The sequence below is a fragment of the Nocardia tengchongensis genome (assembly GCF_054781395.1).
In genome coordinates this window covers 670,990-688,304 of sequence record NZ_BAAGUM010000015.1, presented here as the reverse complement: position 1 = coordinate 688,304, position 17,315 = coordinate 670,990, and the positions used below count along the sequence as shown (strand labels likewise).

The following is a 17,315-nucleotide window of genomic DNA, read 5'->3' as shown; positions in this document are numbered from 1 at the left end:
CGACGTAAATCGCTGGGGCTGTGACAGTTTGGCCTCAGGCGGGCCGAGGTGCGGATTCCATCGGTTTGCCCGCGTCACGCCAGGCGGTGATGCCACCGGCCAGGCTGCGCGCGTCGTACCCGGCTCGGCGTGCCACCGCCGCGAAACGCAGCGACACCTCACCGACCGGGCACACGAAGACCACCGGACGCGAACGCGAGAACGGAACCCCCTGGGTGAGCATGTCGTCGAGCTGATCGTCGCGAATGTTCAACGCCCCGGGCACATGGGCGATCCGATACGCCATCGCACCGCGGGTGTCGACGATCGTCGGGCGCGCGGTGCGGTCGAGCTGCTCGAGCTCGTCGGGGGACAGGATCGGGGTGGCCGACAGTTCCGCTGCGCTCGGCGCCGGTGCGCGCCCGGGCTTGCCGAACAGTTCTGGGCGGCGCTTGCGGATGTAGGACAGATACGGTTCGAGCCGGTCGCACACGATGATCACCGCCACCAGCGGATCCAGGTGGGCCGCAGGCGGTTCCACCGACCCCAGGAATTCCAGCGCCGCGGCGTAGGTCGCGCCGCTGGTGGGCCCGGCCAGCACCCCGTGCCCGGTGGCCAGGGCCAGGGTGGCGTCGACCGCGCGCCCGGCCTCGACCGTCATGATGCGGTCGTAGAACTCGGGCTGGAACAACCCCACATCCCACATCTCGGTCTCCGAACGGATCCCGGGAATGAAATCCCCGCGCTCGGAGACCACCGCGACGGTTTTCAACTCCGGATTGTGTTTGCGCAGAAACGTCGCCGTGCCCCGGGTCGAGCCGGTGGTGCCCAGCCCGCCGATCAGATAGTCGACGCGGGTGATGCCGTCGCGCGCCAGATCCTCGTGAATCTCGCGCCCGGTCCCGTGATGGTGGGCCTCGATGTTCTTCTCGCTGGTGTACTGCGAGGGGTGATACCAGGCTCCCGGGGCGCGGGCCATGGTCGATTCGATGACGGTGTAGACGTCGTTGGGCGCCGTCGGATCCGGGCATTCCGACAAACCCGGCAATTCTTCGATGTCGGTACCCAACAGCTGCAACAGCTCTCGCACTTCGGCGACCTTGATCCGATTGGTCACCGCCCGCAAGCCGATCCCGTGCAGCGCGGCCAGCACGCGCAGCGCCTTGGCGGTATTGCCGCTCGACGCTTCGATCAACGTCTGCTTCCCGGCGATGATCGCGTCGAGGTCGTCGCGGATCATGCCCCACGCCACCCGATCCTTCACCGACCCGAACGGGTTGTAGAACTCGAGTTTCGCGTAGAGCTCGACGTGGGTGAGTCCGTGCACGGCCGGATCCAGCCGCAGCAGTGGGGTGTTGCCGATGAGTTCGGTGATGTGGTCGTAGCGCATTCAGTGCACCTCGTGCCAGTCGAGGTCGCGGCACACCCGGAAGACTCCGGACTCGCGCGCCACCGCCAGTTTCGGCGGCACTGGATGCATCGAGGCGCGCGCGGCCGACAGATCCATGTGGTAGGCGGCGGTATTGGGGAACACCACGAAATCACCCGATTGTGGATACCGCTCTAGCCACACTTTGTGGTTGGTGATCAGATCGCGCTCCAGGCACAGCCGCCCGGCCAGAAACACTCCCGCCGCACCGGAATTCGGGTGCGCGTGAGCGGGATCGTGCCCGTCGGGGCGGGTTTCGGCGGGGATCAGGATCGGATCCACCATCACCTCCTGATCGGCCGGGGTGACGGTGTCGCGACTGAGATCGAGGTTCACCAGGGTCGAGCCGTCGGCGGTGCGCTTGACGAATTCCACCCGTGCCACGGTGATTCCGGCGTGGTCGACCAGCGCTTTGCCCGGCTCCAGCCAGATGTCGAGGAGGTTCTCCCCAGCCACCTGTGCAAAACTGCGGCCGCCGTGGGATTCCAGGCCCGTATCCAGGAGATCTGCGAGCATCCGCGGGGCATCCACAATGTTGGCGTATTTGTGAAAAACTGGTGTCCCGTGCACCGCGCCGTCCTCGACGTGGAACCCGAAAGTGTTGCCGCCCCACGCCATCTGCTCTCCGCGACCGACCAGCGATTCACGCAGCGCGTGCACATACGCATCGAATGCACCGGCGTCGGCGGTGAACACCTGCCGGAATCCGCCGCCGATATCGAGCACCGACGGTGTCAGCCCGTACCCGTACGCGCGCTCGGTCAACTCCAGGCAACTCTCCACCGCCCGTACCCTTTCGGCCGGTTCGCCCGAATCGAGGTGAAAGGCGAACCCGCGGAACTCGATCCGGTCGCGCTGCTCCACCAGCATCGCGAGTACCTGGTCGATCTCGGCCAAGGGCACCCCGAACCGGCTCACCGGCGTCCCCACGAATCCACACATTCGCACCAATACGGGCACGGGTGTGTCCGCCAGTGCGGCAACACGTTCCAGCTCCCACAGATTGTCGACATTGATCGTCACCCCGCTGCCCACCAAACCCCGCAGCAACCCCTCACCCTTGGGTCCGGTCACCTCGATGTGTTCGGGTTCGAACCCCGCCTTCAACGCCGCGGCCAGCTCCGCCTCCGAGGCCACATCGATCCCGATCCCCGCCGCCCGCGCCGCGGCCACGAACGCGCGCGACTGATTCACCTTGTGCGCGTAGCAGATCCGGAACCCGCCCACCCGCGCCGCCAACTCGGCCCGCAGCCGCTCCAGGTTCTCGGCGAACACCTGCGGAAACACCAGATGCGCCGGCGACCCGAACTCGGCGACCGCGTCCGCCACCGCGCCCGGCGTGGCCAGGAACTCCGACACCAGCGCATGCATCTTCGCCGGCAGTCCCGGCGCCGCAGCAGCGGTCATACCGCGGGTTCGCTGGTCGCGGGCGCGGGGGTGATCAGGGTCGGGTTGTAGCCGCTGTCGCGTAACGCCTCGAACGCCCGATGCCGGTTGCGGGGGCTGCGGAACTCCGCGACCACCCGCTTGCTGACCAGATCGATGTTGCCCACCCCGATGCCCATCGCGTCGAGCACCCCGCCGATGGTGCGCACGCAATGCTTGCAGGTCATGTCCGGGACATAGAACACGTGATCCTCAGGCGCCAGTTCACCGGTGTCCGACCCGGTTTCGGCCGCCACCTCCGCCGCCGTGACCTGGTCGACGATCCGCACGAACAGATCGGTGAACCGGTCGATCACCAGCGGCAGAATGCTGTAGTGCGCACCGTCGAGCTGATGCGGCATGGCGGCCAGGCACGCCGGGCGGGTGCCCGGCGGCAGCAGCGCGTACTGGCGCGAGATCAGATCCAGCTCGTCGTGATACTTGGCGATCGCCTCGGCCACACTCAACCCCTCGACGTTGGTGGCGCGGCGCATGACGCGGTGGGCGTCCTCGATGGTCATGTCCTTCATGGCGCGCAGCGTCGCCACCGTCTCCGCCGAATACCGCACGGTCCCATCGGGTTGGGTGGTGAGGGCGACCGCGATCATGCCGCGCCGATAGCTCGACGCCTGCAACTCCCAGAACCAGCGCGTCGCCACCGCCGAATAGATCCCCGAATCGCGCATGCCGACCGCGAATTCGGCCGGGCTGCGGTACGGCGTCCACCGGGCCAGCAGCGCGTGCTGGGCCAGCGCCCGCCCCGCCGCCTCGATACCGACCCGGAAGATCTCGTGCGGCTCGTGATCGGTGGTGGTGCCCTCGAGCACCGCCTGCTCGCGCGGGCCCAGCGTCGACATCCGCTGCGCCAGCGCGGTGTCGGCGTCGAGGGCGTGCCACAGCGACAGCACCGTCTCGCGCATGGCGATCGGCACGATCGCGCCCAGCCCGCCGCTTCGCACATGCCCGGTGTTGGGGATGCCGTCGCTGTCGGTCCAGGCGATGCGATGGGTCGCACTGGTCACCTGATCGGCGCGGCAGGGGCGCATGAACCGTTCCAGATACAGCCGCTGCGACAGCGTCAGATGCGAGCCCGGCTCCGAACTCAAGGCCGTGCACGTGTATTCGACGCGCCGCGCCGGCGGCGGCACGGGGGCCGCGCCCAGCCCGGGCCGGGCCAGCCCCGCCAGCACCCGGGAGGCGGCACGGCGGTCGTAGCGGGGTTCGGGGCCTGTCCTGGTCACGAGACCTCCTCGGCAATCGTGGCGACACACTCGGTGAACCGGTCGATCTCGTCGGAGGTGGTGTAGACGTGGGTGCTCACACGCACCGAATCCTCGTCGGCCGGTGTTCGGTTCGCGGGTACGCAGTGGGCGCCGGTGCGCACCAGGAACCCCAGCTCGCTGAGCACGAAACCCAGATCGGTGGCGCTGATCCCGGCCACGGTGAAAGACACGATCCCGTATCCGGTTTCGCACGGCGCATAGGCCGGGCCGGGGGTGAACTCCACACCGCGGATCGGGCGCAGCCCCGCGATCAGCGCCTGTGTCAGGGCCCGATTGTGGGCGGTGATCGCGTGCAGCCCGATCTCGTCGAGCACCTCGAGGGCCGCGCCGAGGGCGAGAATGCCGGGCAGGTTGTGGGTGCCGCCCTCGAGCAGCTGCGGCATCGCCCCGGCCACCAGTCCCGAATCCTCCAGTGACACCCCCGAATTGCCGCCCGGCAGAAACGGTGTCAGTTCACTGTGGCGGCGGCGGTGGCAATACAGCACGCCCGTCCCCGGCGCCCCGAACATCTTGTGCGCGGCGAACACCGCGAAATCCGCGCCCAGCTCCCGCATCCGCACCGGCAGATGCCCACCGGACTGGCTGCAGTCGAAACACAGCGCGATCGCCGGATCGATGCGCCCGCGCAGCTCTTCCAACGTGGTCAGCCCGCCGAACACGTGATGCAGATGCGACACCGCGATCAATCGGGTGCGCGGTGAGATCCGCGCCGCCACATCCTCGAGGTCGGCCTCACCCAGTGCGGTGACCCGATAGGGCACCAGCTCGATGCGGCGCCCGAACCGCGCCAGCAGCCCGCGCAGATGCTGCCACGGATACACGTTCGAGGCGTGATCGCGTGGACTGTAGAGGATCTCGTCGCCCTCGCGCAGATTCGCCAGCCCCCACGACAACGCCACCGCGTTCAGCCCGGCCGTGGCCCCGCCGGTGAACACCACCTCATCCGGTGCGGCCCCGATGAATTCGGCCATCGCCGCGCGCACCGACTCCACACGCCGGGTCTGTTCCCCGGCCCACGGATAGGTGCCGCGCCCGGCGTTGGCGGTGCGCTCGCTGTGATAGCGGTGCACCGCATCGATCACCGGGCGCGGTTTCTGCGTGGTGGAAGCGGAATCGAGGTAGACCTCGGCGGCATCGGCCAGGGCGGGGAACAGCGCGCGCACGGGTGGGCGCGCCGGTTCCCGGGCGTCGGGCGGCGTAGCGGTCACGTGTGCCGAGGCGCGCACCATTGCCCTCCCTCCCAGGAGTGAGCGCTGGACGTCACCAACGATACGCACATTTGCCGAGCGGCTGGAAGGTTCTGGCGGGCAACCGGTTTCGGTACCGGATCCAGGGAACGCTCAGCGTTCGGGGCCACCCGGATTGCACAGCGCCGACACCGTCGCGTCGTAACCGACCGCGGGCCGCCACGGTTCGATGTTCCAGCTGGTCTTGTCCGGCGCCACCGCGCGCGCCCACTCCCAGTGACAGCGGAACTGGTCGTACATGCCGGGGGTGTCGGCGTCGGGCGCCAGCGTCAGCACTTCCCGCCACGCGCGATCCCCGGCCGCGGGGAACTTGTCGGCCCGCCCGGCCGGGGTCGGATAGATCCGCAACCGGCGACCGTCGATCTCGTCGGTCCACTCGGTGCGGTCGATGAGCGGTTGATCGGCGAGTGGATCCACCGCCGGAGTGGCCGGGGTCGCGATCGCCGCCGCACTCGAGGTCGGTGCCGCGTTCGCGGGCGCGGGCGCCACGGTCGCCGAGACCGGTCCCAGCGAACTCACCACCACCGGTGGCGAATCCTCGGCCGCACCACAACCGGTCAGTACCAGTGCCAGCGCGAACGCGGGCGGGCCACCCGCGAGTTTCCAGCGCCGCCGCATGGGCACACGCCCCTTTCATCCGATCCGTCCGGCCTGGATCCGACGCTACCAGCGGGTATCCCGCACACTCGGGACGTGCGGGGCCGACCGGGGCTTCGATGCTCCGGTTTGCCCGCGCTGGTGCATTGGCCCAGACAGCCCCTACGATGTCACGCGCGGGGCGGTTCGTGAAAGAGGGGACCGTCCGGCACCCTTGGTACCGGATGGTTGCTGACTGGCAGGGGAGAGATGAACGCCGCGAACGTGAAACTGCTTGTGTGGGAGTGCGACAACACCCTGTGGGACGGGGTGGTGTGCGACTCGACCGCCGGAGCGCTGCGCGCCGAAGCCGCGCGCTCGCTGCGCATCCTCAACGAGCGTGGCGTCATGCACGCGATCGCCTCGCGCGGTGAATGGGCCTGGACGGTCGAGCAGCTGCGCCGCCACGGGGTGGCCGAGCGTTTCGCCGCCGTCGAGGTCGGCTGGGGCCGCAAGTCCGCCGCCATCACCCGCATCGCCGAAACCCTCGGCGTGGGCCTGGCCCAGGTCGGCTACATCGACGCCGAACCGCTCGAACGCAGCGAAGTCGCGCACGCGCTGCCCCAGGTCCGCTGCTACGCCGCCCGCCACGTGGATGTGCTTGCCGCGCTCCAGGAATTCCGCGCCCCCATCGGCGACGTCCCGCCCCCGACCTCCCCGATGGGCATCTCCCACATCCACGCGCACTGACGGCCCATCCCCGTCGCCACGCCCGGCGTGCCTCGCTGTCGGCTCCTACGCCCGTTCGCAGGCCGGGCCCGAGGTGTTGTCGGCAGGCAGGCAGGGCCATGCGGCATCCGAGGCATATGCGAAGGGCCCCGGTCGTGATCGACCGGGGCCCTTCGCTGTTCACACCATGTCAGGCAGGGGTGGATTCGGACTTGCCGCCGCGGATCTCGACGATCGGCAGCACCAGCGCCGCCGGAGCGGACGCGGGAACCATCGGCTGCACCGGTGCGACGGGCGCAATGCGGGTGTAGCCGGCGCTCTGATCCGGGCGGGTGTCGGCCTGACCCTTGTTGGGCCACATCGCCGCGGCCCGCTCGGCTTGGGCGGTGATGGTCAGCGACGGGTTCACGCCCAGGTTCGCCGAGACCGCCGCGCCGTCGACCACCGACATGGTCGGGTAGCCGTAAACGCGGTGGTAGGCGTCGATGACACCGTGCTCGGCGTCCGCGCCGATCGCCGCGCCGCCCAGGAAGTGGGCGGTCAGCGGAATGTTGAAGACCTCGCCCCAGGTGCCGCCCGCGACACCGCCGATGGTGTCGGCGACCTTGCGGGTGACCTCGTTGCCGGCGGGGATCCAGGTCGGATTCGGTTCGCCGTGGCCCTGTTTGGAGGTGAGCTTGCGCCCGAACAGCCCGCGCTTGGTGTAGGTGGTGATGGAGTTGTCCAGATGCTGCATCACCAGCGAGATGATGGTGCGCTCACTCCAGTTCTTCACCGACATGAACTGCAGCAGCATCAGCGGATGCCGGAGCACGATCCACAGGAAGCGTAGCCAGCGCGGGATGCTGCCGCCGCCGTCGACCATGAGCGTCTGCAGCAGGCCCATCGAATTGGAGCCCTTGCCGTAGCGGACCGGTTCGATGTGGGTGTCGGGGGTCGGGTGGATGGAGGAGGTGATGGCCACACCGCGGGTGTAATCGACGTCGGGGTTCACCTTGCGGGTGGCCGCGCCGAGGATCGATTCGGAGTTGGTGCGGGTCAGCAGGCCCAGCCTCGACGACAGCTGCGGCAGCACGCCCTTGTCGCGCATGGCGAACAGCAGCTGCTGGGTGCCGCGGGTGCCGGCGGCCAGCACCACGTGCTTGGCGGTGTAGGTCTTGGGCTGCTTGCGGAACCACGCTCCGGTGCGTTCGGTCTCCACGTCCCAGGTGCCGTCGGGCAGCGGGCGCACGGTGGTGACCGTGGTCATCGGGAACACCTGCGCGCCACCCTTTTCCGCCAGGTACAGGTAGTTCTTGACCAGGGTGTTCTTGGCGTTGTGGCGGCAGCCGGTCATGCACTCGCCGCATTCGATGCAGCCGGTGCGCTCGGGGCCCGCGCCACCGAAGTACGGGTCGGGCACGGTCTTGCCCGCCTCGCCGAAGAACACTCCGACCGGGGTCTGCACGAAGGTGTCGCCCACGCCCATGTCCTCGGCGACCTGCTTGAACACCTCGTCGGCGGGGGTCATGTGCGGGTTGGTGACCACGCCGAGCATCTTGCGGGCCTGCTCGTAGTAGGGCATCAGCTCGTCGTGCCAGTCGGTGATCTCGCGCCACTGCGGGTCGGCGAAGAAGGGGGCCGGGGGCACGTAGAGGGTGTTGGCGTAGTTGAGCGAGCCGCCGCCCACGCCCGCGCCGGCCAGGATCAGCACATCGCGCAGCGGGTGGATGCGCTGGATGCCGAAGCAGCCCAGCTTCGGGGCCCACAGGAACTTGCGCAGGTCCCAGCTGGTGTCGGGGAGCTGGTCGTCGGTGAAGCGCTGACCGGCCTCGAGCACGCCGACGGTATAGCCCTTCTCGGTCAGGCGCAGTGCGCTCACACTGCCGCCGAATCCGGACCCGACGATGAGCACGTCGAAGTCGGTGTCGCGTTGGGTCATGAGGACTCCCTTGTCGTCGTCGACAGTGTGGCGGCGGTTACGCTAATGCGGACAGTTGTGACTGTCAACGTCGGACCGGGTTGCGGTATCTATGCTGTTCGCGTGGACCGATACAGCCGCCTGCAACTCGCCGAACTCAGTGGGGTGGCCGCCCGCACCATCCGCTACTACCACTCGGTCGGCGTGCTGCCCAAGCCCGGCCGCGCCGGCAAGGAAGCGGTCTACGGTCCCGACCACCTCGAACGGCTGCGCGCCATCACCGCGATGCAGGCGCGCGGGCTGCGCCTGGACGCGATTCGCGAGGTGTTCGAGGCCGAGGTCCCCGGCGACGGCGACTGGCGGGAGGTCTTCGATCCGCGCTACAGCGGCGACATCGACACCGGCACGGTCCTCGACGACGACGCCCTGACCGAGTTGCTCGGTGATCGCCGACCCGAGATCCTCGACGACCTGCTGGCCGAGGGCTACCTCGTCTCGCTCGGCGCCCGCTGGCGGGTGCCCGAACCGGCCATGCTCACCGGCGCGTTGATCCTCTACGACGTGGGCACCGACATCGCGTTGTCGGGCGTGCTGCGCAAACTGATCCGCACCCACATCGCGACCTTGGCCGATGAGATGGTCCGGGTGGTCCGGGAGGCCTCGGGCCGGGAGTACACCGGCGAGGGTATCGATCTGGACCTGGATCGCTTCCGGGACCGGTTCCGCGCCGCGGCCAGTGAGGTCGGCGGCGCCACCCTGGTCGAGGAGATCGAACGCGCGGTGCGTCAGCGCTGAACCGCGCCGCGCCCGCGTCAGGGCGCGGGGACCGCGGCGGGGACGGTGACCGGGTTCTCGCAGCTGGCCGGAGGATCGACCAGCTTGCAGTCGGACGGGAAGCGCACCGGCTCATAGCCCGAGGGCACGCCGCCGACGGTGATGATCTGCCGGTAGGTGTCCACCGCGTCGGTGGGCTTGCGGGTCAGGCTCGGATCGGTCTGCACATCGACGGTATAGAGGCCGAAACGCGGTGCGAACGAACCCCACTCGTAGTTGTCGGTCAGGCTCCAGTAGTTGTAGCCGATCAGGTTCATGCCGTCGGCCTTGGCGCGCTGCAGCCAGTACACGGTGTCGCGCAGATGGTCGGAGCGGGTGTAGCCGTCGGGGCGCGGCTTGCCGTTGTCGGTGGGCATGCCGTTCTCCACCACCCACAGCGGCTTGCCGGGGAACATGCGCGAATAGTGTTGCAGCGCATAGTAGATGCCCTCGGGCCGGATCGGCAGGTCCCACATGCCTGCGGGCTGGGCGACCGACCCGTCGGGCTGGTCGACCGCGTTGGACTTGGGCGGCTCGTAGCCGAAGTAGTAGTCCACCCCGATGAAGTCGAGCTTGTCGCCGATGCGCTCCATGAGCGGCCCGTTGACCTGCGACTCGGCCCCCGCCACGTAGCCCACGTTGCTGGTGACCAGCGCCTTGGGCTGCACCTTGTGGATGTAGTCGTAGATCTCGTTGTGCACCTGGGCGACCCGGTCGAGCATCTCGTCGGCGTCGGTGTCGTTCTGGCGCACCTCGTGCATGATGTAGGCGACCGGCTCGTTGACCGTCACCCACACCGGATTGCGCGAGGTGTAGCGGTCGACCACCTTGCGCGCGTTGGCCAGCCAGTCGGCCACCATGTGCTCGTCGCGCCAGCCGCCGCGATCGGCCGCCCAGCCCGGGTACACCCAATGGTCCAGCGTCAGCATGGGTTCCATGCCGTTGGCCACGATGTCGTCGATGACGCGGTCGTAGAAGGCGAACCCCTCCTCGTCCCACACCCCGGGTTCGGGCTGCAGCCGCGCCCATTCGATGCCGATGCGGAACACCTTCGAGCCCAGACCCGCGGCCAGCGCGATGTCGGTCTGGTAGCGGGAGCGGAAGTCGATGGCGTTGCGGTAGCGGTCCCAGCCGGGGTTGGCGTCGATGTAGTGCATCCAGTTGCTGTCGGGCGCGTGGCCTTCGGACTGGAAGCCCGAGGCGGCCACGCCCCATAGGAAGTCCGGGCCCAGCCCGCCGTGTGCGCCCTGGGGCGAGGGCAGGGCGGGGGTGGCGTGGGCGGCCGAGGCCACCGGCAACAGCGTCGCGGCGGCGGCGAGCCCGGCGAGGACTAGTCGGTGCAAGCGACGGCGCATCGGGGCTCCTTCTCCGGGACGCCTGGTCGGAATGTCCCTTTCGGAGCGTAGCTGCCAATTAACTGAATTCCGGGGCAGCCGGGCGCGTGTCGCGCGGTGGGCCCGATCTCTCTGCCCGCCCGTCAACGCCCGGATTTCCGGTCCGGAAAACCCGCGCGCGACGCTGACCTGCGGCGATATCCGCCCACACAGATCCGGACAGATCGGGCATGGTCCATGTACGCCTACCGTTCGAGACGTACCGGCCTGTGGCCCAAGCGGTTCCAGGAGGGGGAGTCACAGTCCGGTGCGGGCTGCCGGAAAGTTCCTAGCCCGGCAGCGTGACCGGGTCGACGCAGCTGTCGAGGGCGTCGACCAGCGAGCAGCTCGCCGGCGGGCGGGTCGGCAGGTATCCGCCGGGTACACCGGCGTCGTGGGTGATCGCGCGATAGGCGTCCACGGCGTCGGTGGGCTTGCGGGTCAGCGACGGATCGGTCTGCACGTCGACGGTGTAGAGGCCGAAACGCGGTGTGTAGGAACCCCACTCGTAGTTGTCGGTGAGACTCCAGTAGTTGCAGCCGATCACGTCGATGCCGTCGGCCTCGGCGCGCTGCAGCCAGTAGATGGTGTCGCGCAGGTCGTCGGCGCGGGTATAGCCGTCGGTGCGGGGCGCGCCGTTCTCGGTCGGCATGCCGTTCTCCACGATGTAGAGCGGTTTGCCCGGGAACAGCCGCGCGAAGTGGCGCAGCGCGTAGTAGAGGCCGTCGGCCTGCAGCGGCAGCTTCCACAACTGGGAGGCGGCGAACGCGCTGTACTGCGCGGCGGTGTCGGGGGACAGGCCGTAGTAGTAGTCGATGCCCACGAAATCCAGCTTGGCGGCGATGGCGTCGAGCATGCCGCCGTCGACCAGCGGATCGGCGGCCGGCACATAGGCGAGATTGCTGGTCACCATCGCGGCGGGCTGCCGCGCGTGGATGTGGTCGTAGATGCTGTTGTGCGCCTGGGCCAGTCGCGCCTGCATGGTCAGCGCCTCGGTCGCGGGCAGCCCGCCGTTGCGGACCTCGTTCATGATGTAGGCGAAGGGCTCGTTGATCGTCACCCACACCGGATCCGCGCCCGCGTAGCGGTCCACCACCGCGCGCATGTTCGCCAGCCAGTCCTCGACCATGCCCGGATTGCCCCAGCCGCCGCGGTCGGCTTCCCAGCCCGGATACACCCAGTGATCCAGGGTGATCATGGGCCGCATGCCCGCGGCCCGGATCGCCGCGATCACCTTGTCGTAGAAGGCGAATCCCGCCTCGTCCCACACTCCCGGCTGCGGCTGTACTCGCGCCCACTCCACGCTGATCCGGTAGGTGTCGACCCCCAAGCCCTTCGCGAGCGCGATGTCGGAGGCGTAGCGGTCGTAGAAGTCGACGCTGTCGCCGTATGGGTCGTAGTCGGGGTGAGTGGCGGCGTAACGGCGCCAATTGCTGTCGGGCGCATGGCCTTCGGACTGGAAGCCGGAGGCGGCCACACCCCAGTGGAAGTCCGCGCCCAAGGCCGGAAGGAGTTGCGGAGCGGGTCGTGCGGTGGCCGGGGCCGTGCTCGCCAGCAGTGCGGTCACCGCGACCGCTAGCGCGGCGGCGTGGCGTCGGGTGTGTGCTCGCATGACACTCCTCATCCGGTGAACCATGAATTGAGCAGCCGACCAGCATTATTGCGCGACACGGGCCCGCACCACCCAGGGTTCGACCGAATAGTCCCGCTCGGGCGCGGCGTCGAGATAGCGGGCGGCCAGCACCTCGGCCGCGAGCTCCTCCATCGTCTCCCAGCCGGTCTCACGCAGCAGCCGCGCCACGCGGGCGGCCGCGGTGTGCGGCACGTCCACGACCAGCTCCGCGCCGCCGGGGCAGCCGGTCAGCAGCCTCAGTACAGGCCCGATCGAAGGGCACGCGCCTGCGGCGGGGATCTCGGCACGGGCCGAGGCGTGGCGAGTGGTGGACGTGCCCCCGGCATTCACCGGACACAGGTCACCCAGATGGATCGCGAAAACGGGTGCCTCCGGATCGAATCCGCCCGCACATCGCGCGAATTCCGAGACCTGCGACGGCGTAGCCGGACCGAACCGATCGGAATCGGCTGTGGGCAGCGCGATTCCGGTGCCGGTGTCGGTCACCCGAAAAAGCCGCACGTCCCGATACGGGTTGTGCGCGGCGAAAGTGTCCAGGGCCCTGCCGAACACGATCACCTGGCGCGTCCCCGCCGACACGGCGTCGGCCAGCCGGTCCTCCGCGTACCGCTGCCGTGCGGCCGCCAGCAGGCGAGGGCCCCGATCGCGGTAGGCGCGCGGGGCCGCATTACCCGCCACGGCCGCTGCGCTCATGCGCCGGGCTCGTCGCGGCGCGGCTCGTGGCCGTGGGGACCGCGCGTGTCGGGACCATCGTGGTGCTCGGGTCCTGGGGGATGCTGCGGCCCGCCGAAGGGCCAACCCGGAACCTTGGGCATCCCCGGCACCTTCGACCAATCGGGCATGCCAGGCATGGACGGCATTTCGGGCATGGATGGCATGGGCGGGACGCCCGGCATCGGAGGCGGGGGCGGAACGGGCGGAATCGGCGGCGTGGAGTGCATCGGGGGAATCTGGATGCCGGCCGCGGGTCCGCCGAAGCGCTGAAACGCGGCTTGACGTGAGGTGCCGAAGATTTCGCCGATCTCGGCCCAGGTCCGACCCTCGTCGCGGGCCTGCCGCACCAGCGAGCGCAGTACGTCGTCGACGACGCCGTCGAGGCTGCGTGCCGCTCGCAGCGCCGCCATCACCGACGGCGGGGGCACTCCCGGTGCGGGTCGCAGCACCTCGGCGACGAAATCGGCATTGGCGGACAACAGTTTTGCCAGGATCGCGCGCTCGTCGGCGGGATCGCGGGGCTGGGAATCACTCATATGTAAATGCTGCCTTTACGCGAAAGCCGCTGTCAAGAAACGATTTACACACCCTGGATACTGAGCATTAGCTGAAAGAGAGGCGCTTTGTTTGCCGCCCCTATAACGTGTTCGTCAGCGATCTGGAGGTGCTGGGTGAGGACACCGACGACATGACCGATCCAGAGAGACGCGCAGCCGACCACGAGCTGTTCGAACTGGTCCGCAAGGCCGGATTCGAGGGGCCCGGCTGGAATCTGCTGGCGGACAGTCTGGTTCGCCACGCATTGGCGGTGCTCGGGCCATGGGTGCGCAGCGGGTGGATTTTCGCGGTCGCCGAACGCAACCGGATGCCCCTGCGGCCGACCGAGCAGGAACGGTTGCTGGTGGAGACCCGCTTCGCGGAGGACTTCGTGCAGGACACCATCACCCGAGCCCTGGAACGCTTCCGGCGCGGCGCCCGCGACGGGGACGGCTGGGACGCCGACGCCGGCGCGAGCCTGGGCGGCTACTTCCTCGGCGCGTGCGTGGCGGCGTTCGTCGAACAGTTCCGGCGCAGCCGCCGCGGCGGCGACCTCTACCGGCACCCGTCCACCACACCGGTGTCGGTGGTCACCGAAGACGGCCCCGACCTGAACGAGGTGCTGGCCGCCACCGAGGACGTGGCCGATTCGGCCGTCTCCCGCCTGGCGTTCCGCAGCCGCCTGACGGGCCTCGGCGAGCGTGACCGTGCATTGGTGTGGGGCAAGGCGATGGGTTTCACCGGTCGCGAGATCCAGCAGCTGTTCGACTTCGCGACGGTGACCGCCGTCGAACAACGCTGGGCCGAACTGAGATACGACCACGGCTGGATGACCGGCCTCGACGCTGAGGAAGCGGCCGAATGACCCAAGACCACGCCCCCGACCCGTTACTCCGCATCGCCGAGCTACTCGAACGCTCCTCCCTCGACGAGCCCGCCCTGCACCGGCTCTACGCCCGCCTCCCACGCCCCACCACCGCACCACAGACCATCCCGGCCCCCCTCGTCTCCGCCGGCTTCGCGGCCCGCCTGAACAAACTCTTCGACGCGATGCCCGCCCCCGGCGCCCGCCCGCACACCAACTCGGCGGTCGCCACCCAGCTCACCGCCTGGGGCCACCCGATCTCCAAGCCCTACATCAGCCAACTCCGCGAGGGCACCCGCCTCGACCCGTCCCGGGAAACGATCGCCGCCCTCGCGCGCTACTTCCGCGTCCGCCCCGGCTACCTCACCGCAGGCGACCACCTCACCCCCCTGGGCCCCGACCACGACCTGCTCACCCGCCTGCAATCCGACCGCCTGCGCGACCTCTGCCTGCGCGCCCACGACCTGAGCGAGGAATCGCAGAACCTGCTCACCGCCATGGCCGTCCGCCTGCGCCTCACCGAAGGCCTGCCCGCGGTGGGCACCGGCGGCGTCGAATAGCCCCGCGCCAGGATGACACCGGGCGTGCTCGAATTTGGCTACCGCGCTGAGGATCGCAGATTGTTCATGAGCAGGCCGAGAGTGAAATCGAAGCGTTCGTGTCCGCTGCCGGAGATCAGCTCGAGGACCGCGCAAGCGAATCAACTGGGCGCTCTGCAACGTCGAGCCGTATATCGACCCCGAGACTCGCTGTCCCGCTGCATCAGCCAACTGCGCTTCCGGAGCCGTTGCCGTATTCGCTTCTATGGCTTCGAGGGCGGCGCGTGTGCGCCGCCGCCCCTGCTGCCTCGAGATCCCTCGAGTCGGAGCGTGCTCGAGGTGGTTAACCCCAGACAGGTTGTCCGAGGTGTGTCGTGGTGGACAACACTTCGCAGCCCATGCAGTGGATCGCGTCGAGCAAAGCCACCCGAACTTGTTGTTCGTCTTCGGGCGGGAACGCAATGCGGATCCGATGGCCGTAGGCCGTCTCGTAGGTGAGGTTCCAACCAAGCTCTGTGGCAGCGAAGTGGTCCTGGCGTTGATCTCCTTGTGCCCAGCCGCCTCGGTTGGCGGTCGGGGACAACGCCTCACGCAAGATCTGAAGGCGCTCGAGGTAGCTGCGGTGGCCGTCGGTCAGCTTGATGTAGACGTGTTGTAGTTCGCGATCGGGCTCGAACCATGGCGTTGCGGTGTCGTCGTAGGCAGGGAAAACGGTGGTGTTGACCAGTCCACTCAGCCAGCCGTGGAGGAATGCGACCGCGCCGGTGTCGTGGGCGTGGAAGTCGCCCGCGCGCGGGTTCCAAGCCACCACGGTCCAGGTATCCGGCTCCCCGTCGGTCACCCAGCACAGCCGGTCACCGTTGTCGGTTGCGGCCCACTCCAGCAGTCCGCCGGGCTCCGGATAGTAGGGATAGAGGCATTGTTCCGGGTTCGCCTCACGGAGCGGGCGCTCGCTGTCCAGGAGCTGCTGTGCGGATTGGACCAGGAAATCATGAGGGCCGAAGGGCGTCAGCGGCGTGATGAAGTCCACGAACTTGCCCACGCCGTAGAACTCGACGAGCAACTTGAAATCCATGGGAAGTTCCAGCGCGAGGGTGGCCTCGATCTGCCCCCAGTCACCGAACGCGTGGATGGGATTCGCAGGTGGTGGCACCAGGCGAACCAAGTCGTCGATCGTCGTCATGCGAGAAAGGCTATCGAGCCTCAACCCGGGTGGGTTCGGGATGAATCTGACCAGGCCTCGGGCAATTTGAGGGCTATCTATCTACCCGTGGGAACCCCGTCCCTGATATATGAAATATCTTGCCGCGACTCGGACTGGTGAAAGCCCTGGTCTGACACTGTGACCGGGTGCCGAATCCAGAACTGCCGGTAATCGATCCCGCTCCCGTCCGCGTCATGGCCGGTGTCGGCCCATTGCCGTTGGGACGTCGGGCGGTGGCCGAGTTCGCCGGCACCGCTGCGCTCGCGGTCGTGGTGATCGGGTCGGGTATCGCCGCTGAGCAGCTCTCGCCCGGCGATCTCGGATTGCGGCTGCTGGAGAACTCGACCGCCAGTGCGCTGGGGTTGGCCGTGCTCATCCTGACTTTCGGCCCGATCTCGGGTGCGCACCTCAATCCGGTGGTGTCGCTCGCGGATTGGCTGGGTAGGCGGCGTGACCGTGGCGGATTGTCTACGCGCGCCTTCGGCTTCTATGTCGCCGCGCAGTGCTCGGGCGCGGTCACCGGTGCGGTGCTGGCCAACGCGATGTTTGACCGTTCCCCGTGGCAGAGCGCGACTCAGGCGCGCGTCACTGGCGGCCACCTGATCGGTGAGGTTCTCGCCGCGGCGGGGCTGGTGGCGGTCGGGTTCGCTGTGGCCCGCCACGGACGCGGGGTCAATGCCGCGGCGATGGCCGCGTACCTTGGTTCGGCGATCTGGTTCACCAGTTCCGGGTCCTTCGCCAATCCGGCGCTCACCCTCGGTCGCATGCTGTCGGATTCGGTGACCGGCATCGCCCCCTCCTCGGTGCCCGCGTTCGTCGCGGCCCAAATCCTGGGCGGCCTGGCCGGTTCCAGCCTGATCACCCTGTTGTATCGCCCGGCTGCCCGGCCCCGCTAGGCACCGTGGGTGGCAGCGGGGAGGTTGCTGGGCGCGAAAGCGGGCGTGGGGCGGCGCGAATGCCGGGTCTGGTCCAGACGGCCGCGGTTCCGGGGTGCGGCCGCAACCGTCATGGTCGTTCGTCCAGGTGATGTGCTGCAGACCTCGGACTAAGATGCCCCCGGTCACCGGGT

Annotated in this window: 16 protein-coding genes; 5 read left to right on the top strand and 11 right to left on the bottom strand. The window is 68.7% G+C overall.

The window, feature by feature from the left end:
* Positions 1-34: 34 nt before the first annotated feature.
* The 5 genes from ACYVKL_RS29815 to ACYVKL_RS29795 form a co-directional block, all read right to left on the bottom strand.
* Positions 35-1,369: a pyridoxal-phosphate dependent enzyme gene (locus ACYVKL_RS29815; protein WP_379166469.1), complete on the bottom strand. Its 1,335-nt coding sequence runs from the start codon at positions 1,367-1,369 to the stop codon at positions 35-37.
* Positions 1,370-2,815, bottom strand: a complete 1,446-nt coding sequence (locus ACYVKL_RS29810) for a type III PLP-dependent enzyme domain-containing protein (protein WP_379166468.1) — start codon at positions 2,813-2,815, stop codon at positions 1,370-1,372. It abuts the gene before it with no gap.
* The gene (locus tag ACYVKL_RS29805) at positions 2,812-4,074 is read right to left on the bottom strand and encodes a heavy-metal-associated domain-containing protein (protein ID WP_379166467.1); all 1,263 of its coding nucleotides are present in this window, start codon (positions 4,072-4,074) and stop codon (positions 2,812-2,814) included. The genes ACYVKL_RS29810 and ACYVKL_RS29805 overlap by 4 nt, the downstream gene beginning before the upstream one ends.
* The gene (locus ACYVKL_RS29800) at positions 4,071-5,342 is read right to left on the bottom strand and encodes an aminotransferase class V-fold PLP-dependent enzyme (protein WP_379166466.1); all 1,272 of its coding nucleotides are present in this window, start codon (positions 5,340-5,342) and stop codon (positions 4,071-4,073) included. Before ACYVKL_RS29800 ends, ACYVKL_RS29805 begins: the two co-directional genes overlap by 4 nt.
* 114 nt (positions 5,343-5,456) lie before the next feature.
* Positions 5,457-5,981, bottom strand: coding sequence for a DUF2599 domain-containing protein (locus ACYVKL_RS29795; protein ID WP_379166465.1), 525 nt, complete (start codon positions 5,979-5,981; stop codon positions 5,457-5,459).
* Positions 5,982-6,209: 228 nt separating this feature from the next.
* Here ACYVKL_RS29795 and ACYVKL_RS29790 point away from each other — a divergent pair, with 228 nt between their 5' ends.
* A complete protein-coding gene (locus ACYVKL_RS29790; protein ID WP_379166464.1) occupies positions 6,210-6,689 on the top strand; it encodes a hypothetical protein in 480 nt (159 codons plus the stop codon).
* Positions 6,690-6,858: 169 nt separating this feature from the next.
* Here ACYVKL_RS29790 and ACYVKL_RS29785 read toward each other — a convergent pair whose 3' ends face one another.
* Entirely contained in the window at positions 6,859-8,589 is a 1,731-nt protein-coding gene (locus ACYVKL_RS29785) for a GMC oxidoreductase (protein ID WP_379166462.1), read from the bottom strand.
* A gap of 102 nt (positions 8,590-8,691) precedes the next feature.
* Between ACYVKL_RS29785 and ACYVKL_RS29780 the strand changes: the two genes are divergently transcribed.
* Positions 8,692-9,363: a MerR family transcriptional regulator gene (locus ACYVKL_RS29780; protein ID WP_379166461.1), complete on the top strand. Its 672-nt coding sequence runs from the start codon at positions 8,692-8,694 to the stop codon at positions 9,361-9,363.
* A 17-nt stretch (positions 9,364-9,380) separates the two neighbouring features.
* Here the strand turns inward: ACYVKL_RS29780 and ACYVKL_RS29775 are convergent, their stop codons facing one another.
* The 4 genes from ACYVKL_RS29775 to ACYVKL_RS29760 all read right to left on the bottom strand — a co-directional run bounded on the left by ACYVKL_RS29775 (position 9,381) and on the right by ACYVKL_RS29760 (position 13,637).
* The gene (locus tag ACYVKL_RS29775) at positions 9,381-10,736 is read right to left on the bottom strand and encodes a family 1 glycosylhydrolase (RefSeq protein ID WP_379166460.1); all 1,356 of its coding nucleotides are present in this window, start codon (positions 10,734-10,736) and stop codon (positions 9,381-9,383) included.
* Between the two features lie 307 nt (positions 10,737-11,043).
* Entirely contained in the window at positions 11,044-12,366 is a 1,323-nt protein-coding gene (locus ACYVKL_RS29770) for a family 1 glycosylhydrolase (protein ID WP_379166459.1), read from the bottom strand.
* A 45-nt stretch (positions 12,367-12,411) separates the two neighbouring features.
* On the bottom strand, positions 12,412-13,080 hold the full coding sequence (locus ACYVKL_RS29765; RefSeq protein ID WP_379166458.1) for a class I SAM-dependent methyltransferase: 669 nt from the start codon (positions 13,078-13,080) through the stop codon (positions 12,412-12,414).
* On the bottom strand, positions 13,077-13,637 hold the full coding sequence (locus tag ACYVKL_RS29760; RefSeq protein ID WP_379166457.1) for a hypothetical protein: 561 nt from the start codon (positions 13,635-13,637) through the stop codon (positions 13,077-13,079). Before ACYVKL_RS29760 ends, ACYVKL_RS29765 begins: the two co-directional genes overlap by 4 nt.
* A 152-nt stretch (positions 13,638-13,789) precedes the next feature.
* On the opposite strand from ACYVKL_RS29760, the gene ACYVKL_RS29755 reads away from it, so the two are divergent.
* Positions 13,790-14,503: an RNA polymerase sigma factor gene (locus tag ACYVKL_RS29755; protein WP_379166456.1), complete on the top strand. Its 714-nt coding sequence runs from the start codon at positions 13,790-13,792 to the stop codon at positions 14,501-14,503.
* Positions 14,504-14,688: 185 nt separating this feature from the next.
* Positions 14,689-15,063, top strand: coding sequence for a transcriptional regulator (locus ACYVKL_RS29750; protein WP_379166719.1), 375 nt, complete (start codon positions 14,689-14,691; stop codon positions 15,061-15,063).
* A 322-nt stretch (positions 15,064-15,385) separates the two neighbouring features.
* Here the strand turns inward: ACYVKL_RS29750 and ACYVKL_RS29745 are convergent, their stop codons facing one another.
* Positions 15,386-16,225, bottom strand: coding sequence for an SMI1/KNR4 family protein (locus ACYVKL_RS29745; RefSeq protein WP_379166455.1), 840 nt, complete (start codon positions 16,223-16,225; stop codon positions 15,386-15,388).
* A 167-nt stretch (positions 16,226-16,392) separates the two neighbouring features.
* On the opposite strand from ACYVKL_RS29745, the gene ACYVKL_RS29740 reads away from it, so the two are divergent.
* The gene (locus tag ACYVKL_RS29740) at positions 16,393-17,142 is read left to right on the top strand and encodes an aquaporin (RefSeq protein WP_379166454.1); all 750 of its coding nucleotides are present in this window, start codon (positions 16,393-16,395) and stop codon (positions 17,140-17,142) included.
* The last annotated feature ends 173 nt before the right edge of the window (positions 17,143-17,315 follow it).